23 protein-coding genes are annotated in these 22,746 nt (G+C 61.9%); 11 read left to right on the forward strand and 12 right to left on the reverse strand.

From position 1 onward, the window contains the following. Window positions 1-160 precede the first annotated feature (160 nt). From ADU59_RS14630 to ADU59_RS14645, 4 genes are all read left to right on the forward strand, one after another. Window positions 161-1,474, forward strand: coding sequence for an ABC transporter substrate-binding protein (locus ADU59_RS14630; RefSeq protein WP_068954843.1), 1,314 nt, complete (start codon window positions 161-163; stop codon window positions 1,472-1,474). A gap of 221 nt (window positions 1,475-1,695) precedes the next feature. After that, complete coding sequence (locus tag ADU59_RS14635) at window positions 1,696-2,466, forward strand: L-iditol 2-dehydrogenase (RefSeq protein ID WP_068954844.1); 771 nt, start codon at window positions 1,696-1,698, stop codon at window positions 2,464-2,466. A gap of 23 nt (window positions 2,467-2,489) precedes the next feature. Then, window positions 2,490-3,500 (forward strand): zinc-dependent alcohol dehydrogenase family protein, encoded by a 1,011-nt coding sequence (locus ADU59_RS14640; protein ID WP_068954845.1) that lies wholly within the window; start codon window positions 2,490-2,492, stop codon window positions 3,498-3,500. Window positions 3,501-3,620: 120 nt separating this feature from the next. Next, entirely contained in the window at window positions 3,621-4,640 is a 1,020-nt protein-coding gene (locus tag ADU59_RS14645) for a LacI family DNA-binding transcriptional regulator (protein WP_068954846.1), read from the forward strand. A 45-nt stretch (window positions 4,641-4,685) separates the two neighbouring features. On the opposite strand, the gene ADU59_RS14650 is transcribed toward ADU59_RS14645, so the two are convergent. The 4 genes from ADU59_RS14650 to ADU59_RS14665 form a co-directional block, all read right to left on the reverse strand. Continuing rightward, window positions 4,686-5,960: a glycerate kinase type-2 family protein gene (locus tag ADU59_RS14650; protein ID WP_068954928.1), complete on the reverse strand. Its 1,275-nt coding sequence runs from the start codon at window positions 5,958-5,960 to the stop codon at window positions 4,686-4,688. Window positions 5,961-6,182: 222 nt separating this feature from the next. Further along, entirely contained in the window at window positions 6,183-7,142 is a 960-nt protein-coding gene (locus ADU59_RS14655; RefSeq protein WP_083198275.1) for a LysR family transcriptional regulator, read from the reverse strand. Between the two features lie 26 nt (window positions 7,143-7,168). Beyond that, window positions 7,169-7,687 carry an acyl-CoA thioesterase gene (locus ADU59_RS14660; protein WP_425332019.1) on the reverse strand — a complete coding sequence of 173 codons (519 nt, stop codon included), beginning with the start codon at window positions 7,685-7,687 and terminating at the stop codon, window positions 7,169-7,171. A gap of 44 nt (window positions 7,688-7,731) precedes the next feature. Next, window positions 7,732-7,938: a hypothetical protein gene (locus ADU59_RS14665; protein ID WP_068954929.1), complete on the reverse strand. Its 207-nt coding sequence runs from the start codon at window positions 7,936-7,938 to the stop codon at window positions 7,732-7,734. A gap of 229 nt (window positions 7,939-8,167) precedes the next feature. Between ADU59_RS14665 and ADU59_RS14670 the strand changes: the two genes are divergently transcribed. Both ADU59_RS14670 and ADU59_RS14675 read left to right on the forward strand, forming a co-directional pair. Beyond that, entirely contained in the window at window positions 8,168-8,452 is a 285-nt protein-coding gene (locus ADU59_RS14670) for an acylphosphatase (RefSeq protein ID WP_338012938.1), read from the forward strand. 201 nt (window positions 8,453-8,653) lie between these two features. Continuing rightward, complete coding sequence (locus ADU59_RS14675; protein WP_068954849.1) at window positions 8,654-8,905, forward strand: helix-turn-helix domain-containing protein; 252 nt, start codon at window positions 8,654-8,656, stop codon at window positions 8,903-8,905. A 359-nt stretch (window positions 8,906-9,264) separates the two neighbouring features. Here ADU59_RS14675 and guaD read toward each other — a convergent pair whose 3' ends face one another. From guaD to ADU59_RS30260, 8 genes are all read right to left on the reverse strand, one after another. After that, window positions 9,265-10,629 (reverse strand): guanine deaminase, encoded by a 1,365-nt coding sequence (gene guaD, locus ADU59_RS14680; RefSeq protein ID WP_068954850.1) that lies wholly within the window; start codon window positions 10,627-10,629, stop codon window positions 9,265-9,267. Beyond that, on the reverse strand, window positions 10,626-11,483 hold the full coding sequence (locus tag ADU59_RS14685) for an aromatic ring-hydroxylating oxygenase subunit alpha (RefSeq protein WP_068954851.1): 858 nt from the start codon (window positions 11,481-11,483) through the stop codon (window positions 10,626-10,628). The genes guaD and ADU59_RS14685 overlap by 4 nt, the downstream gene beginning before the upstream one ends. Window positions 11,484-11,508: 25 nt before the next feature. After that, window positions 11,509-12,909 carry an 8-oxoguanine deaminase gene (locus ADU59_RS14690; protein ID WP_068954852.1) on the reverse strand — a complete coding sequence of 467 codons (1,401 nt, stop codon included), beginning with the start codon at window positions 12,907-12,909 and terminating at the stop codon, window positions 11,509-11,511. A gap of 20 nt (window positions 12,910-12,929) precedes the next feature. Beyond that, entirely contained in the window at window positions 12,930-13,865 is a 936-nt protein-coding gene (locus ADU59_RS14695) for an ABC transporter permease (RefSeq protein WP_068954853.1), read from the reverse strand. A gap of 13 nt (window positions 13,866-13,878) precedes the next feature. Beyond that, on the reverse strand, window positions 13,879-14,928 hold the full coding sequence (locus ADU59_RS14700; RefSeq protein WP_193427082.1) for an ABC transporter permease: 1,050 nt from the start codon (window positions 14,926-14,928) through the stop codon (window positions 13,879-13,881). Next, a complete protein-coding gene (locus ADU59_RS14705; RefSeq protein ID WP_068954854.1) occupies window positions 14,928-16,496 on the reverse strand; it encodes an ABC transporter ATP-binding protein in 1,569 nt (522 codons plus the stop codon). Before ADU59_RS14705 ends, ADU59_RS14700 begins: the two co-directional genes overlap by 1 nt. 119 nt (window positions 16,497-16,615) lie before the next feature. Further along, on the reverse strand, window positions 16,616-17,740 hold the full coding sequence (locus ADU59_RS14710) for a BMP family ABC transporter substrate-binding protein (protein ID WP_068954855.1): 1,125 nt from the start codon (window positions 17,738-17,740) through the stop codon (window positions 16,616-16,618). Next, the gene (locus tag ADU59_RS30260) at window positions 17,737-18,240 is read right to left on the reverse strand and encodes a hypothetical protein (protein WP_139093174.1); all 504 of its coding nucleotides are present in this window, start codon (window positions 18,238-18,240) and stop codon (window positions 17,737-17,739) included. Before ADU59_RS30260 ends, ADU59_RS14710 begins: the two co-directional genes overlap by 4 nt. A 50-nt stretch (window positions 18,241-18,290) precedes the next feature. Here ADU59_RS30260 and ADU59_RS14715 point away from each other — a divergent pair, with 50 nt between their 5' ends. Genes ADU59_RS14715 through ADU59_RS14735 form a run of 5 tightly spaced genes read left to right on the forward strand, consistent with a single transcriptional unit; the run spans window position 18,291 to window position 22,689 of the window. After that, window positions 18,291-18,527 (forward strand): hypothetical protein, encoded by a 237-nt coding sequence (locus ADU59_RS14715; protein WP_068954856.1) that lies wholly within the window; start codon window positions 18,291-18,293, stop codon window positions 18,525-18,527. Window positions 18,528-18,559: 32 nt separating this feature from the next. Further along, entirely contained in the window at window positions 18,560-19,300 is a 741-nt protein-coding gene (locus tag ADU59_RS14720) for a Rieske (2Fe-2S) protein (protein ID WP_083198276.1), read from the forward strand. Further along, the gene (locus tag ADU59_RS14725) at window positions 19,300-19,932 is read left to right on the forward strand and encodes a glutathione S-transferase family protein (protein WP_068954858.1); all 633 of its coding nucleotides are present in this window, start codon (window positions 19,300-19,302) and stop codon (window positions 19,930-19,932) included. Before ADU59_RS14720 ends, ADU59_RS14725 begins: the two co-directional genes overlap by 1 nt. Before the next feature lie 33 nt (window positions 19,933-19,965). Beyond that, window positions 19,966-21,765, forward strand: coding sequence for an adenine deaminase (locus ADU59_RS14730; protein WP_068954859.1), 1,800 nt, complete (start codon window positions 19,966-19,968; stop codon window positions 21,763-21,765). 3 nt (window positions 21,766-21,768) lie between these two features. Continuing rightward, complete coding sequence (locus tag ADU59_RS14735) at window positions 21,769-22,689, forward strand: LysR family transcriptional regulator (protein WP_068954860.1); 921 nt, start codon at window positions 21,769-21,771, stop codon at window positions 22,687-22,689. Window positions 22,690-22,746: the final 57 nt, after the last annotated feature.

Here is a 22,746-nt window from a genome sequence, read left to right on the forward strand (position 1 = left end):
CTAAATTATGGTTTTATATCATATTCATGGGCGAAATTCCGGAAAACTGAAACCCGGCGAGGTACGCTTGTCTCTTGACAAGTGCGGGATTAATGGCAGATAGAAAATTTACGCATGTAACTTTTGCGTATCAACATTCGTTAGAGGAGGAGCGGAAATCATGAGGAACATCACTCGAATTCTATCGTCGTCCGTCGTTGGCCTGGGGCTGATGACAGGGCTGGCTCACGCTGAGGAGCTGACGATCGCGACCGTCAACAATGGCGACATGATCATCATGCAGAAACTGTCCAGCGAGTGGGAAAAGCAGAGCGGTAACAAGCTGAACTGGATCGTGCTCGAAGAAAACGTCCTGCGCGAACGCGTAACGACCGACATCGCCACCAAGGGTGGCCAGTTCGATATCCTGACGATCGGCGGCTACGAGGCACCGATCTGGGGCAAAGCAGGCTGGCTGACCCCGGTTGACGATCTTGGCGACGACTATGATTACGGCGACCTGCTGGAGCCGATCAAGGCCGGCCTGACCGTTGATGGCAAGCTCTACGCGGTGCCATTCTACACCGAGAGCTCGTTCACCCTGTATCGCAAGGACCTGTTCGACGCAGCCGGCCTCAAGATGCCAGAACAGCCGAGCTACGACCAGATCAAGGAATTCGCAGCCAAGCTGACGGACAAGTCGAAGCAGCAATATGGACTTTGCTTGCGTGGCAAGCCGGGCTGGGGCGAGAACATGGCGTTCCTCGGAACCATGATCAATTCCTACGGCGGCCGCTGGTTCGATATGGACTGGAAGCCGCAGCTGACGTCCGAGCCCTGGAAGAAGGCCGTGACCGACTACGTTCAGCTGCTGACGGACTATGGCCCTCCGGGTGCAACGGCAAACGGCTTCAACGAGAACCAGGCCCTGTTCTCGACGGGGCATTGCGCCATGTGGATCGATGCCACATCGGCTGCCGGCCGCGTCTACGATCCCAATCAGAGCCAGGTGGCCGACAAGACCGCGTTCACGCGTTCGCCGGTTGCCGTGACGCCGAATGGTTCGAGCTGGTCGTGGTCCTGGAATCTTGCCATTCCGCAGACCTCGACAAAGGCCGAGGCGGCGAAGTCGTTCCTTAAATGGGCGACCTCGAAGGAATACGTAAAGCTGGTCGGCGAAAAGGAGGGCTGGGTTGCCGTGCCACCGGGTACGCGCAAGTCGACCTACGCATTGCCGGAATATCAAAAGGCCGCGCCGTTTGCGGCAACGGTTCTCGAGGCAATCCTGTCCGCCGACCCGTCCAAGCCGACGAAGGATCCGGTTCCCTATACCGGCGTCCAGTTCGTGGCGATCCCTGAGTTCCAGGCCATCGGCACGGTTGTCGGGCAGCAGATCGCATCGGCACTTGCTGGCCAGCAGAGCGTCGATGCAGCCCTTGAAACTGCTCAGAAGCAGGTCGAGCGCGACATGACGCGGGCAGGTTACATCAAGTAAAGGTCTCTGCCTGCGGCTCCGGCCGCGGGCAGCTCCCTCGGAAGGTCCGGCGGCCGATCTGCCGGGCCTTGCAGATTGAAGATCAAGGCGATCCGCGGGGCCAGCCACCTCGGATCCTGACCGCAGCGCCCTGGTTCCACAACGCCAGTTCTATCCAAGCCACCCCTGGAACGATCCCGCCAAACACAAACCGCGGCGGACCATGACTATCGGAGACCGACATGAAGCTACAGAACAAGATCGCGCTGATCACGGGCGGCGCACGCGGCATCGGGCTCGGTTTTGCCGAGGCTTTTGTCAAGGAAGGCGCCAAGGTCGTGATCGCCGACATCGACATCCAGCGGGCTACAGTCGCTGCCGCGGCAATCGGCCCGGCCGCCAAGGCTGTCAAACTCGATGTGACGGACCTCGCGGCGATCGAAACGGTCGTCAAAGCCATCGACGAAGAGTTCGGCGGCATCGACATTCTCGTCAACAACGCCGCCATCTTCGACATGGCGCCGATCAACGAGATCACCGAGGACAGCTACAACCGGGTCTTCGCCATCAATCTGAAGGCGCCGCTGTTCGTGATGAAGGCCGTGTCCAACGTCATGATCGCCCGTGGCCGGGGCGGCAAGATCATCAACATGGCAAGCCAGGCCGGACGGCGCGGCGAAGCGCTCGTCACGCTTTATTGCGCATCGAAGGCTGCGATCATCTCGGCCACCCAGTCGGCGGCGCTGGCGCTCGTCAAGCACGGCATCAATGTCAATGCGATCGCCCCCGGCGTCGTTGACGGCGAGCACTGGGACATCGTCGATGCAAAGTTTGCCGAATGGGAAGGCCTGAAGCCAGGAGAGAAGAAGGCCGCCGTTGCCAAGTCCGTGCCGATCGGCCGTTTCGCGACGCCCGATGACCTCAAGGGCCTTGCCGTCTTTCTCGCCTCCGCCGACAGCGATTACATTCTGGCCCAGACATACAATGTCGACGGCGGAAACTGGATGAGCTGAGCGGACGCGAGGAGACACAAGAGATGCAAGCCATCCAATTTACCGCCAAGGGCGTGGCCGCCTCGGCTGACCTGCCGTTGCCTGAAATTCCCCCGGGCCATGCGCTTGTGCGCGTGAAAGCATCCGGATTGTGCCACACCGATATCGACGTTCTGCATGGCCGCTACGGGGAGGGACGCTTCCCTCTGGTTCCCGGCCACGAATATGCCGGTGTCGTCGAGGCGGTCGCCTCTGATGTGATCCGTGTTCAACCGGGTTCAAGGGTGGCGGTCGATCCAAACCTGCCCTGCGGCGAGTGCCACGCCTGCCGCAAGGGGCTGACCAATCTCTGCCGCAATCTCAAGGCCTATGGCGTCACGCACAATGGCGGCTTCGCGCAGTTCAGCGTCGTCAAGGCAGATCATCTCCACGACATCGGCAACCTGCCGTTCGATGTCGCCGCCCTGGCTGAACCTCTGGCATGCGTGCTCAACGGGCTCGGCAGCGCCGATCTCAAGACCGGCCCCTCCGGCTCGCAAAGTGCCCTCGTCTTTGGCGCCGGCCCGATCGGTCTGCTCCTGGCGTTGTCCCTGAAGGCGGAGGGTGTCGGGACGGTGACCGTTGCCGATATCAACGAGAACCGCCTTGCGTTTGCGCAGGACCTCGGGCTCAAGGGTGCGATGTCCGGATCCGAGGAACTGCTGGCGCGCAAGCGGGACTTCGATTTCGTTGCCGACGCCACCGGCATCGCAAGTGTTGTCGAAGGAATGATCGATTTCACAGCGGACGGAGGAACGGTTCTGGTCTTCGGCGTCTGCGCACCAGATACGCGGATTTCCGTGGCCCCGTTCGAGATCTTCCGGAGGCAGATCAAGCTGGTCGGCTCGCATTCGCTCAATCGCAATATCCCGGATGCGCTGGATATCCTGACGAAGGACGACGGCGCCATGGCACGGCTGGTGTCGCATCGCCTGCCGCTGCTGGAAATCCTGCCTTTCCTGACGAAAAAATCGGGCGATGCCGCAACGATGAAGGTGCAGTTCGTCGCGGACTAGGTATTTGAGGGCCTCGTGACGGCTGGTGCGCTTTCGACTTTCCGCGTATCGCTTCATCATCTAAAAAGCCGAAAGGTTTGCCGCATCGGGAGTAAGCACTTGGGGAAAACGATCAGAACGATGGAGGATTTTTCCGAGTTCGTCGGCCTGTCGCGCCCTACAGTCTCGAAATACTTCAACGATCCGGCCTCGGTGCGCAAGAAAACCAGGGACGCCATCGAGGTGGCGCTCAAGAAATCGGGTTTTCGCCCGAACATGTTTGCCGTCAACCTCAATCGCAGGCGCAGCAACATTATCGGCGTCATCATCCCGAATTCCACCGACCCGTTCTATATGGCGCTGACGCGCCGTATCGAATCGACCGCCAACGAAGCCGGGTTCCTGGCCTTCGTGCTGTCTTCCGATGGCAAGGCGGAGATGGAAGACCGGGCCATCACGACATTCAAATCGATGAACGTCGCCGGCGCCGTCATCGCCCCGCTCGGGATCAAGTCTCACCATTCCACGCTCGAACAGCTCGGCAAGGACATTCCGCTGATCTATGTGGATTCGCCCCTGGACGAGACATCGGCCTTCGTGGGAACGAACAATCGCCAGAGCTTCGGCCTGATCGTCGATTACCTGTGCCGTTCGGGAGAGCCACCGTGTTACTTCGGCATGCCCCAGGTCAATATCAACGCGGCAACGCGGCAGCATGCCTATATCGAGGCGATGGAGCAGTTTCGCTTCACGCCGGAAATCATCGATGTCACCGATAGCGCCACCTGGGATTTCGAGCGGTTCGGGTTCGAGGAAGCGACGCGACTGTTTGAGGGCGGCAACCTGCTGCCGACCAAAACCATCCTCTGCGCCAACGACCGGGTGGCGTTCGGCGTCATCTCGGCCGCGTACCGGAAGGGCCTCAAGGTCGGCCATGGCAGCGATTGCGATCTGCGGGTGGCAGGGCATGACGATCATCCCCTGTCGCGCTACGCCTGCCCGCCGCTGACGACCGTTGCGCAGAACTACAACGAGATCGGACGGCGCGCGATCGATCTGCTGTTGTACAAGCTTGGCGATGCTGCACCCGTTTCAGGTGCGGGCGGAATGGACGAGCGGGTGTTGCTGACCGCGGATATTATGCTGCGCAGCTCGGCTTGATGGCCGTTTCAGCCGAACTGCACAGATGACCGGCGGGCGCGGTTTTCAGGCATGCGATGCGGTCACCAGCACGGCGCGAAAATCGTTGACGTTCGTGCGGGTCGGGCCGGTGACGATCAGATCGTCCAGCTTGGCGAAGAAGCTGTAGGCATCGTTGCCAGCCAGATGATCCCCGGCACTCAGGCCAAGCGCGCGGGCACGTTCCAGCGTATCCGGCCGCAGGATTGCCCCGGCATTGTCCTCCGACCCGTCGATCCCATCCGTATCGCAGGCCAAGGCATGGATATCCGCGCAGCCGTCAAGGCTGGCCGCCAGCGACAGCAGGAATTCGACATTACGGCCGCCCCGGCCGTTGCCCCGGACGCTAACGGTGGTTTCTCCTCCTGACAGCAGCAGTGCGGGAGCGCTGACAGGCTGACCGAAATCCCGGATCTGGCGCGCGATCGCAGCATGGACCGCCCCCACGTCGCGGGATTCGCCCTCGATGCGGTTGCTGAGGATCAGCGGCGTGAGCCCCAGTTCGCGGGCTTTTTGTGCCGCGGCCTCCAGCGCATGCTGGGCGGAGGCGATGACGCTTACCCGGTTGAAAGGGTTGTGCACGATTGCCTTGCGGTCAGTGGGCTTGCGCAGCATCGCCCGTATGTGATCCGGAACCGGGATGGCATAGCGCTCCAGAATGGCGAGCGCATCCGCCGGGGTGCTGGCATCGGGGATTGTCGGCCCGGATGCGACGATCGCCGGATCATCGCCGGGAACGTCGGAAATGACCAGCGTCACGATCTGCGCCGGGCCGCAGGCATCGGCAAGCCTTCCGCCCTTGATTGCCGACAGATGCCGGCGAACGCAGTTCATGTCGGAAATCGGTGCGCCGCTTCGCAACAGTGCCTGGTTGATGGCCCGCTTTTCGGCAAGAGAAACACCGTCGGTCGGCATGGTGAGAAGCGACGAGCCGCCGCCCGACATCAGGCACAGCACGAGGTCTTCCGGTCCGAGGCCGGAAACGAGATCAAGGATACGCCGCGCCGCTTGCGCTCCCGCTTCATCAGGCACCGGATGCCCTGCTTCGATTACCTCTATCCGGCGGCAATCGGCCCCGTGGCCGTAGCGCGTAACGACGAGGCCTTCGATCTCTCCCGTCCAGTGTTGCTCCACCGCCTGCGCCATTCTGGCGGCAGCCTTGCCGGCGCCGATAACCACGGTACGTCCGCTGCGGGGCGGCGCGGGCAGGAATGGCGGCACCACCACCAGAGGATCGACGGCGGTGAGCGCGGCTGCGAAAACTGCATTCAGGCAGGCTTCGGGTGCAATGGAGGCTGGCATGATGGACTGGCCTTTTTCAAACATGGACGCAAAGTCTTGGCGATCCGCCGATTGTGCAGCTCTAACAGCCGGCAGAAATGCGCGCCAATGGCATTTCGGAATTGCCGTCATTCCCGCCGGGAATGACGCGCCGACGATGCGTGAATAGCATGAAGATATGGCTCTGATGAAAGCGGGGAAAGCAATCGTCCTGCCGGATGGATGATTTCCTTTGGGAGACCCCTATTCGGGCTTCGGCATCTCCGTGGGCGCAGTCATTCCGTCGAGAACATGCAGCATCGCGGCGATGGCGCCATCCGTTCTGCGGTCTTCAGCATAGATAAACGACAGCGGGCAGAGCGGGATGGCGCCTTCCCAGATCAGCAGTTCTCCCTCGCGGGCGCTGGCCCGGACAATCTCCTCGCGCATCAGGCAAAGCCCGACGCCGCTCTTGACCAGGCTGATCATCGACGATTCCTGATCGACTTCGATCGCCATCGCCGGCGGCATCACCCCGGCATCGGAAAAAAGCGTCTGCAGGATGCGATATTGCGAACTGTGGATGTGAGGCCCGACCCATGGCAAGGCCGCAAGGTCCTCTATCGATTGATTGTGGACCTTTGACGCCCAGCCTCCCGGTGCAATGACGACATAGCCCACCTTGCGAAGCTCGACCGCCGCGATGCCGGGCCGTTCGACCGTTCCGAGGTAATAGCCGGCATCGAGTTCGCCCGATTCGACCTGCTTCAGGATGTCGCCGGAAATGCCGTGTTTCAATTTGATCTCGATCATCGGATGCCATTGCAGCATCCGGGCGAGAAAATCTCCCAGCTGCAATGAGGAGGGATCGATGATCGTGCCGAGCCGCACTGTTCCTGCGACTTCGCCGCGCAACTGCGCGGCCTTGCCGGTCAGGGCCATGGCCGCGGCGAGGGTCGTTTCCGCCAGACTGAGAATGTCCCGGCCGCTCTTCGTCAGCAGGACGCCCGCCGGAGTGCGCTCGAACAGGGCCAGCCCGAGCTCCTCTTCCAGCGCCTTGATCTGCTTGGAGACGGCGGGCTGGCTCAGATGAAGCTGCTCGGAGGCTCGCGTCAGATTCTGACAGCGCGCGACGGCAAGAAATGTCCGAAGCTGATAGATTTCCATGGTGCCGACCTGTCTACGCCATATGGACGCCGATATCCTTGCAAGCGGGTTCCGCATGGGAGCGGGCTCCGCTCCGGCCTATATTACTCTTCCGGGGCGGAACCGGCCGCCTGGAAGCGCTCTTCGAATTCACGTCTCAGGCTGCGGCGCACTTCCGCTGCCCGTTGGCGCCGCTTTCGGATGGCTGTCTCGGGATTGTAGGCCGGAACGTTGGTGGGGCGTCCCTCGGCATCGACGGCCACCATCGTGAAATAGCAGGAATTGGTGTGCCGGCGCTCGCCCGTGCGGATGGTTTCCGCCTCGACCCGGATGCCGACCTCCATCGAGGTTCGGCCGGCATAATTGATCGAGGCACGAAAGGTGACGAGTTCGCCGACATGGATCGGCTGGCGGAAGACGACCTGATCGACCGAGAGGGTCACCGCATATTCCTGCGAATAGCGCGAGGCACAGGAGAAGGCGACCCGGTCCAGAAGGTTGAGAAGCGCGCCGCCATGAACTTTACCGCTGAAATTGGCCATGTCGGGCGTCATCAGGACGACCATCTCGAGTTGGCTTGTGTCATGCCCGGATTCCAAAGCGAATCTCCCTGCCGTTTCCATTGCGCGATAGACTGTGCCCGAGGGCGCCCTCGATCCCAGTCAGTCTACTCGGTCATCAACCCATCAAAGACTTCGAGCATCGCATCTGCGATGGCCTTACCCAACGCCGTTCCATTGTCCTTAAGCGCCGTCTCATCCATATCGCGGGCTGCCAGCGCAAGTGCTGCGCCCTCCGCCATGACGATTTCTTGTGCCCGCTGGATTGCCCAAAGAGCAAAATCGCTTCGACCATTGATTTCCACGGTATCCATCTGCACGTCCATTGCTGTCGATTGTCGCGGCCGAAGAGGCTTCGCGCATGTTTCGAATTGACCCATCCTCTCCAATAACAGGGCAAGGCCGTGTTACAAAGAGCAAGAGAGTACCCCCGCTGCATATTGGTCCGCCGTGGTTTCAGTACGCAATGCCGGAACGGAAACCGCGCTTGCAATCCTGCGCGCATGCTCCAGATTGACGGGACTGGCATTTAGGGAGATGGCCGTGACGGATGACCGCAAGGCACTGCTGGTTCGCATCACCGGAAGGGTGCAGGGTGTGGGGTTCCGTTTCTGGACGCGCGGCCAGGCTGAGCGACTCAGTCTGTCAGGCTGGGTCAGAAACGAAGACGATGGATCGGTGAAGGCCTTGATCGCCGGGCCGGATCGAGCAGTCTCCGCCATGCTGCAACTGCTTCGGAACGGACCACCCGGTGCCCTCGTTTCCAGCGTCGAAACCGCGTCAACCTCCCTTGGTGAGGTGTCCCCGGGGTTCCGCATCACGAAATAGTGGCCGGAGCAAGATCTACCTTACATATTGTTTCTATTGGTATTTTTAGACATCCATTCGACTTCGCTAGCGGGTGCAACAATATTTGCTTGTCGATGATGCAATGCAGCAATAAAAGGGTGATCGACATTTTACCGTCAGACATGAAAACGGGGAACCATAAAGCGCGTACGTCATATCCATGAACAACAGGAGACTTCTATGTCCATTGCACTCAACACCATCGATGGCCTCGGCCTCGGCGCAATTTCCGGCACAACCGTAGCATCCCGGGTCAAGGCCTATCGGGAATCTGCCGGTTACAGCATCGAGGACCTTGCGGTAACATGCGGACTGGCGAATTCCGAGATTGCAGCGATCGAAGACGGCACGGACGCCGACCCGGCGAAGCTGAGAAGGATTGCCGCGGCACTCCAGGTTCCTGTGTCGGCCTTGTTGACCACCGATTCCTAAACCGATTTTTGCCTCGGCCAGCTGTTTGAGACAGTGGTGTGGATAAACGGGATTGCCGCACTCACGGCGTCAGATTTTCCACGATCGAGGCACAGACTGCGAGACGGGGTTGGAACCCAGAACACTCCAAAACCCCGGCGCGCTCTTTCTCAACAAAAATAACCGATATATTCCAGAATTTCACCGATCCGTCCCGGCACGCGACACCCCTTGGCCTGTTGGCATGCGGCGCCGCTTTCGACCCGGATGGCGATCGGTACGCCGAACACGGCTTGCGGGCCGGGCCCCGGTTTTCGTCCGGGACCCGGCTGCCATCTCAAGAGGCGGGGAGCTTGCTATCACGCAATCGGCCGATGGTCTTATTTGACCGGCCGTCCGCTGACCCAGACGGTAGCGATGTTCGGTTTTGAGGCGGTATAGACGATCTTCTGCAGAACGGCGTCTCCGCGATCGAGATCGTCCCACAGGCGGATAGTCCCATTTTCAGCCGTGGTGTCGATGGCCAGCGCGTCGAACTGATATCCCGGTTCGAACCGGCCGATCGGCAAATCCAGCGCGATGCCGCCGCCGGTGGTGGCGAGATAGAACGCATCGCGAAAATCGACGCGGCTGTTGGACTGCCTGCTTCTTGCCTCGGGCGGAAGGTCGGGATCGGTGCCCGTTTCCAGCATCCGCGACACCATGATCGCGCCACGCATGGCATCGAACATGGAGCCGATCGGTCCGCCGGAAATATCAGTGCCGAGCCCCACATGCAGGCCCTTTTCCAGTGCTGCCTTCAGGGGAAACACCGCATTGGCGAAATAGGCGTTGGACACCGGACAATGGGCCACCGCCGCCTGCCGCACCCGGATCGTTTCCATATCCAGCCGTGTCAGAAAATTCGCGTGCGCGAGAACGCTGCGCCTGCCGAGCAGTCCGAAGCGATCGAGGCTCTCGGTGTCGGTCATCCCGTGGCGCTCAAGCACATAGCCATGCGCCCAGTCGCTTTCCGAGCAATGGGTCTGGACATGGCACCCGCAACTCCTGGCAAGGGCACCCAGTCCTTCCAGCGCGGCATCGGTGCAGGATGGAATGAAACGCGGCGTGATCACCGGCCTGACAAGACGTTCCTCATTGTCCGGATGCGCATGGATATAGTCGATCAGGGCCTGCGTGCCGCCGATCGCCGCTTCCGGCGATGCATCGCGATAATAGTCCGGGCACTGGTCCGGATTGTCCATCGCCACCTTGCCGATCAGCGCCCGCTGCCCCCGCTCCAGGCAGAGATCTGCCAGAAGGCGGCTGGCATCCTGATGGATGGTGGCGAAATAGAGAGCCGTCGTCGTGCCGCTGGCCAGCAGGTCATCGACAAGCAGCCCGTAGCTTCGTCTGGCAAAGGCGATGTCGGCATACCGCGCTTCGAGCGGGAAGGTGTATTGATGCAGCCAGACCTCGAGCGGAACGTCGAGGGCCTGCCCAAGCTGCGGATATTGCGGCGCATGGACATGGAGATCGACCAGACCCGGCAGGAGAAAAGAGCCCGTCGGCAGGGTAACGAGGTTTCCTTCCGCCGAGCGCGCGCGTTTCTCGGCCTCGTAACCCGCTTCGTCGGGGCGCCGGACCGATTGAATCACGCCATCCGCACCGATCGCGATCAGCGCGTCCGTCAGTTCATCGACTGTCCCGCGCTCGGGCATGTGAAAACCGGAGGCGAGAAGTGTCTTGCCACGAAGATGGGTCATGCGGCCTGCACGTTCGTTCCGTAGGTGATGCCCTTTTCCTTCAGCCAGCGGCGATAGGCGATGGAGGATGCGTCGGCGCGGGTCGGGATTTCCGAGCGCGGCTCGAGCGGCAAAAGGCGCGGGCGCTGGTTTTCCAGGATGATGCGATCCTGCAGGAAGATCAGCTGCTGGAAATGGATGAGGTCCGTCAACGCCGAGACATCATCGATCAGAAACATCACCGGATGCGCCCGGCAGCGATCCGGATCGAGCGGCTGGACGAACAGGCAGATGACGTCCCAGCGGTTGGCGGCATTCGGGCAGGTCTTGTAGAGGATGGTCGCGAAGGGATTGGCGACGCGGTACATGTACTGCGTCATGATCCCGCCGGTCGCCGAGAGAGCTGCCTGCGGCTGGAAGAACTGGCAGTTGGTCGCCCAGACCTCATCGACGTCGCGGCGGATTTCGGTGGTGTAATGCAGCACCTCCGTATTCGGCTCGGCGCCAAGGATATCCGTATGGACGAAGGGGAAGTGCGCCATGTCGAGGAAGTTCTCGACGATGCGCAGGCCGGATGCCTTCACCGAGATCGCGCCGCAGACGATGACGCGGCGGTCGTCTTCGTCGGTTTCCGGGATTGGCAGAACATCGGTTTCCGGTTGCCCAAGCGTCACCCAGAGATAGCCGTAGCGCTCCGTCGCCTGAAGAGGTTCGCTTCGGTCCACCGCATAAACCGTAATTGCTCCGTCGGCTGCGCGGCTCACCGTCAGGTCGATCCCAAGCAGCCGGTTGGCCATCGTGCCCTCGGCAATATCCTGCAGCGCCTCGATGCAATACCACTGGTCGAGGGCTGCCTTTTCGGCGGGTCTGCTCATGGTGCGGTCCTCTTCATGTCCGTCTTCACTGGCGGTAGATGCGGTTCATCACGTCTTCATGGGCCGACATCGCCGCTTCGACATCGAAACCCGTGAATTCGCCCTTCCGGACGATCTCCCGGCCGTTGATGAAGGAATAATCGACCTTGAACGGACCGCACATGACGAGCGCCGCCAAGGGATCGCGCTGCGTGCCGGAGAGCCCGAGCTGGTTCAGTTTCACGGCGATGAAGTCGGCGCTCATGCCGGGTGCAAGATAGCCGATATCGTCGCGGCCGAGAAGGGCGGCTCCGCCGCGCGTTGCCATTTCCAGCGATTCCCGCGCCGACAATGCCTTCGGCGTGCCGCCGAAACCACCACGTCCACCGGGCTTTTCCGAAAGGTAATGATGCGGCGCGACGCGCTGGAGCATCATCGCCAGCCGCGCTTCCATGAACATGTTGGAGGTGTCGTTGGAGGCCGAGCCATCGACGCCGAGGCCGACCTTGACGCCCTTGTCGAGCATTTCACGGATCTTGGCGATGCCCTGTCCGCAGCGCATGTTGGCAGACGGGCAGTGGGCGACGCCGGTACCGGTTTCGGAGAAACGGTCGATCTCCGCGCTGGTCATGAAGATCGAATGGACAAACCAGACGTCCGGTCCCAGCCAGCCGACGGATTCGGCGAACTCCACCGGCCGCATGCCGTAGATCTCGTGGCAATATTTTTCTTCAAACAGCTCCTCGGCCAGATGCGAATGCAGATGCACGCCGGGATGCTTGCGCGCTAGCGTGGCCGCCTCGCGCATCAGGTCCGGTGTCACCGAGAAGGGCGAGCAGGGCGCGAGAATGATCCGGTTCATCGAATGGCGCGCATTGTCGTGATACCGGCCGATCAGCCGCTCAGCATCCAGCAGGATGGCATCCTCCTTCTCGACGCAGCGATCGGGCGGCAGGCCGCCCTGGCTTTCACCGCGCGACATCGCACCACGTGCTGCGTGAAAACGCAGGCCGATATCACGGGCGGCATCGATGGTGGCATCCAGCGTGCAGTTGTTCGGCAGGATATAGAGATGGTCGGAGCTGGTGGTGCAGCCGGAATGGATGAGCTCGGCCATGGCGATCCGTGCCGAAATGCCGATGGCATCATCGTCCAGTTCCGACCAGATCGGATAGAGCGTCTTCAGCCAGACCAGCAGTTCGTCGTCCTGCACCATGACGCGGGTGAGGTTCTGGTACATGTGGTGATGCGTGTTGACCATGCCGGGCATGACGATGTGGCCGGAGAGATCGAGAGTCTCATCGGCTTGAAGATGTGTGAGTTCCCCGGTGGTGCCGACGGCCTCGATCACGTTGTCCCGCACGAGAATGGCGCCATTCGTTAGTTCACGGCGGGTGTCGTCGAAAGTGGCGAGATGATCGATGTTCTTGACAAGCAGGCTGGGCATTTCGCCTCCGATACGGACGTTTAGCGGACGTCGCGGAAATAGGGTTCGCCAAGGGCGGCGGGTGCCGCCATGACACGGCGCATGCGCTGCCAGGCGAGAACCGGCACGATAATCAGCGCGATGGTGCCAAGATAAGGCAGCATCGAGAGAACGGCGGGTGCCACCGGCCATCCGCGCGCCTGGCCAACGAAGCCGAGCGCGGTGATGAGGCCGAAGAGCAGGCCGGAGAGCACCGCTGGAATCGGCCGGTATCCGGCGAAAATCACCAGCGCCACCGCGATCCAGCCGCGGCCGGCGACCACACCGTCAGACCAGGAGGGCACGAAGGCGAGGGTGAGATAAGCACCGGCGCCGGCGGCGAGCGCCGAGCCCGCCGTGACATAGGCAAAGCGGATCGCGTTAACCGGAATGCCGGCCGCATCCGCCGCTGCCGGGTTTTCGCCGACTGCGCGCAGGTTGAGGCCGTGACGCGTCTTGAACAGCAGGTAATGGAGTGCCAGCGGCAGGATGATGTAGATGAGATAGACGAGGATGTTTTGCGAAAACAGCGCCTTGCCGAGAATGGGAAGCTGGCTCAAAAACGGGATCTCTATGGGCGCGAAGACGGCACGCGCCGGCATGCCGGAATAGGAGCGGCCGATGGTCGAGGCAAGCCCTGTCCCCATCAACGTCAAGGCGAGCCCGCAAAGCACCTGGTTGGCGCGCAGCCAGACGGTGGCGGTGGCAAACACCACGCCGAACAGGGTGCCGACGGCGAGCGCCGCAATGAAGCCGAGCATGGGATTGGGTGTCGCTGTCACGGTGGCGATTGCGGTGATCGCCCCCATCGCCATCAGCCCTTCCGCGCCCAGATTGACGACGCCGACGCGCTCGGCCAGCACCTCGCCAAGGGCTGCCAGTGCCAGAACCCCACCGGCGAGAAAAGCGGTCGAGAACAGTCCGGTCAGGAGGTCCATGTTTTTTCTCTCCTCAGATCTTGATGCGCGTGATGCGGTAATGCGCCAGCTCGTCGCCGATCGCGGTGAGGAACAGGATGAGGCCGGTGATCGCCAGCACCGCCGAGGTGGTCAGCCCCTGCGTCTGCAGGATGATGCCGGCATTGAGGATCAGTGCCATCAGGGCTGCCGAAAAGATCACGCCGATGCAGGAGTTGCGCGCGAGCACAGCGACCATGATGCCGAGATAGCCGAAATTGTTGGAAATGCCGCCTTGCAGCCGGTGCACGGTGCCGGCGACCTCGAACATGCCGGCAATGCCGGCGACCATGCCGGAAAGCAGCATGACGGTGATGATATGGCGGCGCACCGGAATGCCGGCGTACTTTGCCGCCGATGGATTGGAGCCGGACAGACGGACTTCATAGCCCCATTTCGAATAGGAGAGTACCAGCGCAAAGCCGACCGCCATCAGCACGCCGAGCGGCAGGCCCCAATGGACCAATCCCCAGAATTCCGGAATTTCGGCAGACAGACGCGGGGTCGAGGAATTGGACATCCCGACGCGGTCGCGCCATGGGCCGGTTGAGACATAATAGACCAGCAAGGCCGCAACGAAGTTGAGCAGCAGCGTGGTGATCAGTTCGTTGACGCCGGCATAGGCGCGGGCAAGCGTCGGCACCAGGATCCAGATCATGCCCCCGGCAGCACCGGCGATGAACATCAAGGGCAGGATGACGACCGGCGGGCCGGGCACGAACAGGCCGATGGCGGTCGCCGAAAAGGCTCCCGCATAAAACTGGCCTTCAGCGCCGATATTCCAGGCACCGATCTGCTGGCCGACGGCCACTGCGAGGCCGGTCAAGAGAAGCGGGATCAGCAGGAGACAAAGATCCTCGATGCCGTAGGTGGAGCCGAAGGTGGCGCTGATCACCTGCGCGCCGAGCTCCAGTGGTGCCGCGCCTGAAATTTCAAGGACGATGGAGGCAAGAAGCAGGGCGATCACGATCGCTGCGACACGGGCGGCAAGCGCAATGCCGGGATGGGCGGAAGGAAGGCGCTGAAGACGCAGGCTGGACAGCATCAGGCGACCTCTTTGGTCTGCTGGCGGCCGCCCATCAACAGGCCGATCTCGTCGATATCGACCTTGTCATTGTCAATCACACCCATGATCTTCCCTTCATAAAGCACGGCAATCCTGTCGGAGAGATTGAGCAGTTCCTCCAGTTCCTCCGAGATCAGCACGATGCCGGCGCCGGCGTCGCGCAGTTCGACGATGTATTTCAGCATGGTGTTGATCGCGCCGACATCGAGACCGCGGCTCGGATAGGCGGCGATCAAGACCTTGCTGGCGATGCGCATTTCACGGCGAGCAACGAGGCGCTGCTGGTTGCCGCCCGACAGGTTGCGGATCGGCATGGCGAAATCCGGCACGGCGACGTCGGCAATCTCTGCGATATCCTTCGCGAGCGTGGTCGCTGCCCCCGGGCGGTAGAGGCCGGCGGTGGTGACGGGCGGCTTCTTGTATTCGCGCATGACGGCGTTGATGGTGACGCTGAGTGCCGGCGCCAGGCCGCTGTGCAGCCGGTCTTCCGGAATGTGGCCGATACCCATCTCGACGAAATCGGCGGCATTGGCGCGGGTCACCGGCTTGCCGTCGACAAGGATCTGGCCGGAGGAGGGCGCGCGGATACCCGTCAGCACCTGGCTCAGTTCCCGCTGGCCATTGCCGGCAACCCCGGCGATGCCGACGATCTCGCCGGCAAAGACGTCGAGCGTCACGCCGTGCAGGGCGGAAAGTCCGGTTTCCCCGAGCGCCGAAACGGCGTCGAGCCGCAAGACCGGTTCTACGGAAATCGGCGCTGCACCTGCGGGGCGCTGGCGCATGTCGGCCAGCACGATGTCGCGGCCGACCATCTGCTTGGCGAGCGAGCGCGGATTGCAATCGGCCGCCTGCTCGGTGGCGATCTTGCGGCCGCCGCGCAGAATGGTGATGCGGTCGGAGATTTCCAGTACCTCGTCGAGCTTGTGGCTGATGAAGATCACGGCATTGCCGCGGTTGCGGAATTCGCGCAGCGCCTTGAACAGTTCGCGCGCTTCGGCGGGCGTCAGCACGGCGGTCGGCTCGTCGAGGATGAGGACGCGCGCCTCACGGGCCAGCACCCGCAGGATTTCGACACGCTGCTGCTCGCCGGTCGAGAGCTCGCTGATACGGGCGTCGGGACGGACCTGCAAATTGAATTTCGCGGCGAGTTCGGCGGTGCGGGCCTTAAGCTTCTGGGCGGAAGCGCGCCTGGGCGTCTTGTCCCAGCCAAGATGGATATTTTCGGCCACCGTGAACGCCTGTACCAGCTTGAAATGTTGATGCACCATGCCGATGCCGGCGGCGATCGCATCGAGCGGCGAGGCAAATTCCTTGGCATAGCCGTCGATGATGATCTCGCCGGCATTGGGCTGGTAGATGCCGGTGAGGATGTTCATCAGCGTCGACTTGCCGGCGCCGTTTTCGCCCAGCAGCGCATGGATTTCGCCGGGCCTGACGTCGAGATCGACATCCTGGTTGGCAATGACGCCGGGAAAGTATTTGGCAATGCCTTTCAGTTGAACAAGCGGTGGCGTTCCCGGCGGAAGGCTCTGCAAAATGTCATTCATCGAAAAGGTCCGGCTGCATGAGACGTGCCCGAATGCCGGGCCTGGTAGGTGTCGCGGGAGGGAAGGGCGGCGATGGACGCCGCCCCCTGGTTCAAGTTGTCATGCGGCGTCGCGGCGGCCTAGCTCGTCAGGCCACTGACACCCTCGACCGACCAATCCCAATTGTAGAGCTCCAGTTCCGTCATCTTCTGGTCCTTGGCGAGACGCACGGTGCCGGTCGTGTCCTTCAGTTCGCCGACGAAAGGCGACCAGCCACCGAGGATCTTGTCGCGCACCGCATCGGCCGCCTTGGCGACATCCGCCGGGACCTTTTCGCCCCAGGCATCGCGATCGACGCCCTTGCCCATGCCAAACAGGTTCTCGGTCGGTGTCCATTCGCCAGCCAGCCGCTTCTTGACCTGATCGACGTAGAAATCCTTGAAGTCGATGATGATCGACGAGACATAGGAATTCGGACCGTAGCGGCGGATATCGGTGTTCCACATGGCGGCCCAGACGCCCCGCTTTTCAGCCACCTGCAGGTAACCTGCCTCGTCCATGATGCCGAAGAGGAAGTCGCAGCCGTTGTCGATCAGCGCCGTGCCGGCCTGGGTTGCGGCCTGCGGATCGAACCAGGAGTTGATCACGATCGTCTGTAGCGTCGCGTTCGGGTTGACGGTCCGCGCACCCATCAGGAAGGCGTTGGTGGAGGTATACACCGAGGCGACCGGGAAGGACGCGACATAGCCGAGCTTGCCGGTCTTTGACAGGTGGCCGGCGGCAACGCCCAGCACGTAGGTCGGATACCAATGGGCCAGATAGTACCAGCCCAGATTGTCCATCGTCTGGTGGCCGTTGCACTCCATGAAGGCCACATCCGGCGCGCGCTTGACCACGTCGTGCAGGAAGTCGCCGGTCGAGGACGTGTCGAAGATCATGTTGGCACCTTCCGAGACGAACTGGCGGTAGGTGCGCGTCGCGTCGGCGGAATAGGGAACGTTCTCGACTTCGATGACCTTTTTCAGCTTCGGAAAGGCCTCCTTGACGGCGAGCAGGCCCTGATGGTGGCTCCAGGTCCAGCCTTCGTCGGTGATCGGGCCGACATGGCCAAAGCCGATGACGGCGTCTTCTTCGGCAACGGCCGGAAGCGTGGCCGCCAGGGCGGTCGACGGGCGCAGGAGCCCGCCGGGCATGGCAAGGGCTGCGGCGCCCACGGCGCTCATGTTCAGGAAGCCTCGGCGGGAAAGTGTACGCAGGTCGATCATGTATTCCCCTTTTGATTGTTGACGGCTCTCTCCGGCAGCCGGATGATCCGGTCTGCCGCCAATGCCGCTTTCGATACTGTGAACTGGCAACGCAACAAATGTGCCAAGCCGGATGGTCGGGGAGGAGGCGGTGCTCGTTGCCATCCGGCCATGCAGGACGCGGCTGTCAGGCGCAGGCCAGGATGCCGGCCTATGGAGGCGGCGTGGCGCGGGCATTGGCAGTGCGTCTTGACGGCTGTGGCGCAAAGTGCCGCTTCTGACCCCTGATCCGGCCAGCGCGGAAACAGTTTCAGAAGCCCGGTGTTCGCAATAGAGCGTATTTCCCGATGATTGCGGTGCGCAAAACGCAACACTTGACGGCGCGTTTTTTCTGGGCGTAAAACCCGCAATGGCAATTTTGCACAAATAGAGTGCATGAGTAAATATTGTGCATTTTGGAAGTTTTTTGGTCCGGAAGTGAAGTTTTGAGGCAGTTCCCGCAGTTTGAACGGATGTGTCACAGTGCCGTCTGGCCTCGCCAGCAGGGTGATGATCGTTTGGGGCTGCGCGCATGAATGAAAAGGCCCGCCTCGTCTTCAAAGGACATCTGAACCCCGATGCCTTTATCGAATTTGCCGGTCATCGCGCCCGCCGCCTGGACATCACGCTCGAGATCACCAGCGCAGACGATGCGGCACTGAGTGTTACCGTGGAAGGGGCGGCCGATCTGGTCGATGCCTTCGAAATGGCCTGCAGCCTTGGCCCTTATGACTGTCTTGTCTTGGATGTGGTTCGCACCGCCGCCTGACGGGTCGGTGGGCGGCGAAACAGGAGTTGAAAATGAGTACGGGAAACATGTGGCAACCGGTCAGCCTGTCCCATTCGATCGAAACCGCCACATCGGCGGGAACACGGCTGTCCGGCGAGGATCTGGTGGTCTGGCGCGACAATAGCGGCGTCGCCCATGTCTGGGAGGACCGCTGTCCGCACAGGGGCATGCGTCTGAGCTTCGGCTTCGTGCGCGGCGATCACATCGCCTGCCTCTATCACGGCTGGCAGTACGATACCGGCGGCCAATGCCAGTACATTCCCGCCCATCCCGACCTTGAGGTTCCGAAGACGATCAAGGTGCCTGTTTATCTGACGCAGGAGCGGGCCGGCATGATCTGGACGACGCTGGCGGCGGATGCCGGGCCTTTGACGGTACCGGCCGACGAGACAGGAACGGTTCCCGTTCAAAGCCTCTATGTCGACTGTTCCGCGGACACTGCCATCGCTGCGCTCGAGAATATGACGCTTGCTCCCTTCTCGGCCGGGCGCGATGCCGAAACCACGGTCTCTGCCGTTGCGCCGTCGCTCTATTCGGTCTCTGCCGGGCAGGACCGGCTGCTGGTCGGCATCCAGACCATTACGGATAAGCGGACGGCCCTTCATGTGGTGATTTCCGGCCTGCCGGAAATCTATGAAGGCGGCGGGCAGGCCCATTTCCTCTCCTGGGCGCTCGACCTGCGCTACCGCATCGAAAACCCGCCGAAGAAAACTTTCGCTGCCTCTGCACACGCTGTTGCGGAGGCGCTGTGATGACGGCCCTGATGCTGTACAATTACGAGCTGGATGATAGCTGCTATAAGGTCCGCCTTGGTCTTTCGATGCTCGGGCTGACATGGGAGACGATCGCTGTCGATGTCTTTCCGGGCAGGGAACAGACGACACCCGCATTCCTGGCGATGAACCCCGCCGGCCGGCTGCCGATCCTCAAGGACAATCATCTCGTTCTTTCCGGCACCGAAGCAATCCTCGCTCATCTCGCCAAAACGCACGATGCCACCGGAAAGTGGCTGCCTGAATCCGGTGCCGCTTTTGCGCTGGTCATGCAGTGGCTGAATTTCTCCGCCCGCGATCTCGATGCGACGATCACTGCCCGCCAGCATTCGCTGTTTGATGCGCCGGGCGACGAGACGGCCTTGCGTGCGGCGTCCGCCAGGGCTTTGCGGATCATGGACGATCACATGACGGGGCGCGGGTTTGAAGGCGCGGACTGGTTTGTCGGAAGTGACGCGACGATCGCCGATATCGCCCTGTTTCCGGCCTTCGCTCTTTCCAGAGACTTCGGCATCGATCACGACGAATATCCGGCACTTCGGCGCTGGGCGCGAAAATTCCGGACGATCAAGGGCTTCATGACCATGCCGGGCATTCCGGACTACCATTGAAGCAGAGACAGAACAGGATAAGGGAGTGATCCGATGCGTGCGTTGACCCGTTTCTCCGTAAAACCATTGTCGACGATGACGCGGCGGCTTGCCGATGTCGCCTCCGGACGGAGCGAACCGGATCTGGTGATCGGGGGTGCCCGGGTGCTTTCCACCTATTCCGAGCGCATCCTGCCGGACCGGGAGATCTGGCTGTCGGACGGGCGTATCGCAGCGGTGAAACCGGCCGGAACCCACAAGGGATCGGCGAAGCGCTACGAGGCCAGGGGCGGCATCATCGCGCCCGGCCTGGTCGATCCGCACATCCACATCGAGTCCTCGATGGTGACGGCCTGCGCCTATGCCGAGGCGGCTCTCCTCAACGGCACGACGACGATCTTCTGCGACAGTCACGAAATCGGCAATGTCATGGACGTGGCCGGCGTCGAGGCGATGCTGGAAGATGCCCGCATGGCGCCGCTGTCGATCTTCCTGACCGTGCCGAGCACGGTGCCGGCAACCTCGCCACAACTCGAAACGGCCGGCGGTGATCTGACTGCGGCCAAGATTGCAGCGCTGTTCGACAAATGGCCCGAAGCCGTAGCACTCGGCGAAAAGATGGATTTCGTCCAGGTGGCCATGGGCGACGAACGCAGCCATGCGATCCTTGCCGCAGCGCTGGAGCGCGGACGCCCGGTCTCAGGCCATGTCTATGGCCGCGAGTTTGTATCGGCCTACGCGGCCTCCGGCGTCACCGACACCCATGAAGCCATCGATCGCGAGATTGCCGACGACATGCTGGAGGCCGGTATCTGGCTGTTCCTGCGCGGCGGCCCGCCGTCGACGCCATGGCACAGCCTGCCGGATGCGATCAAGACGATCACCGAACTCGGCTCCTCGCACAAGCGCGTCGCTGTTTGTACCGACGACCGCGACGCCGACGACCTGATGATGTTCGGCCTCGACTGGGTGACCCGCGAGGCGATGAAGGCGGGCATGAGACCGGAACAGGCCTGGGCCATGGGCTCGCTGCACGGCGCCACCCGTTTCGGCATGGAAGGCGATATTGGCGGTCTGGGCGGTGGACGCCGGGCCGATCTCGTTCTTCTCGATGATGCCTTCAAACCGGTCAGCACATGGTATGGCGGCGAACTCGTCGTCGATGGCGGCAAGATCACTCCGCTGCTCGATCAGGCCCTGTCGACGCGCTACCAATATCCGCAGGCCGCCTATCATACGGTCAAGCTGCCGAAGACGATCAAGCTGACGCCGGACCTGCCGACAGAAAAGGTCATCGCCCACACCATCAAGACGGAACTGCCGGGCATCACGCTCGGCCATGTCACCGTGACGCTGGAACCGGCCAATGACTGGCAGACGCATTTCGAGCGCCATGGCCTGTGCTTCGTCACCGTCGTCGAGCGCCACGCCAAATCTGCGGGCAATGTCGCCCATGGCCTTTTGACCAGTTTCAACCTCAAGCAGGGAGCGGTTGCGTCCTCCGTTGGCCATGACAGCCACAACATCATCATCGCCGGCACCAACGAGGCCGATATGCATGTGGCGTTGCGGGCGCTGGAGGAAACGCAAGGCGGCGCCTGCGTCGTCAGGGATGGCAAGGTCACCGCCATGGTGCCGTTGCCGATTGCCGGCCTACTCTCCGACAAGCGCGTCACGGAAGTCGCCGAACAGGTGCGGGCGCTGAAGGTCGAATGGGAGAAGGCCGGTTGCTCGATCCCCTATATGGGCTTCAACCTGATCCCGCTCTCGGTCATCCCGGAAATCCGCATCACCGACAAGGGGCTGGTGCTGGTGCCCGAAATGGAGATCGTGCCATTGTTCGAGGTGGCTTGATCCATGGACCCTTACCGGCTCGGCCTTGTCGCAACCCGCATCCACTATTTCCAGTTGGTCGCGCGTCTTGGCTCGATCCGGCAGGCGGCGCTGGCGCTGAATGCGGCGCCTTCCTCGATCAGCCGCGTCATCAAGCAGCTGGAGGATGAGCTTGGCACACCGCTGTTCGAACGTATCCGGCAGCGCCTGAAACTGACCAGCGCCGGCGAGCTGATGCTCTATCACGCCCGCGTCTCGACCGCCGAGCTGAACCGTGCCTGGTCGGAGATCAACGATCTGCATGGCCTGCACCGCGGCACGGTGTCGGTCGCGGTGATCGAAAGTGTTGCGCGCGGCCTGATGCCGAAGGCGCTTTCGGATTTCTGGGCGAAACACCCCGAGATCACCGTCGATGTGAAAGTCATGGGCTCGCAGCAAGTCTGCGATGCGGTGGCGGAGGGCGATTGCGATCTGGCGCTGACCTTCGATGTGCGCATCCCGCGCAACGTCCGCCGTATCGCCTCGGTCACCTTGCCGTTGGGTGTGCTTGCGCTGCCCGGCAGCCGTTTTGCCGGCAGGAAGGAGCTGAGGCTGTTTGATCTCGCCGGCGAACGGGTGATCATGTCGGATGCGAGCCTCATGCTCGGCAATTCGGTGGAGGAAGCCTTCAGCCGCTCGCTGGTCGAGCTCAACCGCCGCTCGCGCACCAACTCGATCGGCCTGATGGTCGACATGGCCAAACGCGGCCTCGGCACGGTGCTGCAGACGCGGGTCGGCATCGAGCAGGAAATGGCCGAGGGTGCCCTGATGTTCGTGCCTCTTCGCGATCCGAAGATCAATCCGCGCCGCCTGATGCTGCTGTCGCGCTCGGCAAAGGAGATCTCCGATGCGGCGACCGCGTTTGGAACCCTGCTGGCGCAGGCGATCGATGGACTGCAGCGCTGACATGTTGCGTTTTGTGCATCATTTGCGTCAAGAAATAACCACTATTTGAAACAGGTC

It is taken from the genome of Pararhizobium polonicum (assembly GCF_001687365.1).
In the GTDB taxonomy this organism is placed as follows: domain Bacteria; phylum Pseudomonadota; class Alphaproteobacteria; order Rhizobiales; family Rhizobiaceae; genus Pararhizobium; species Pararhizobium polonicum.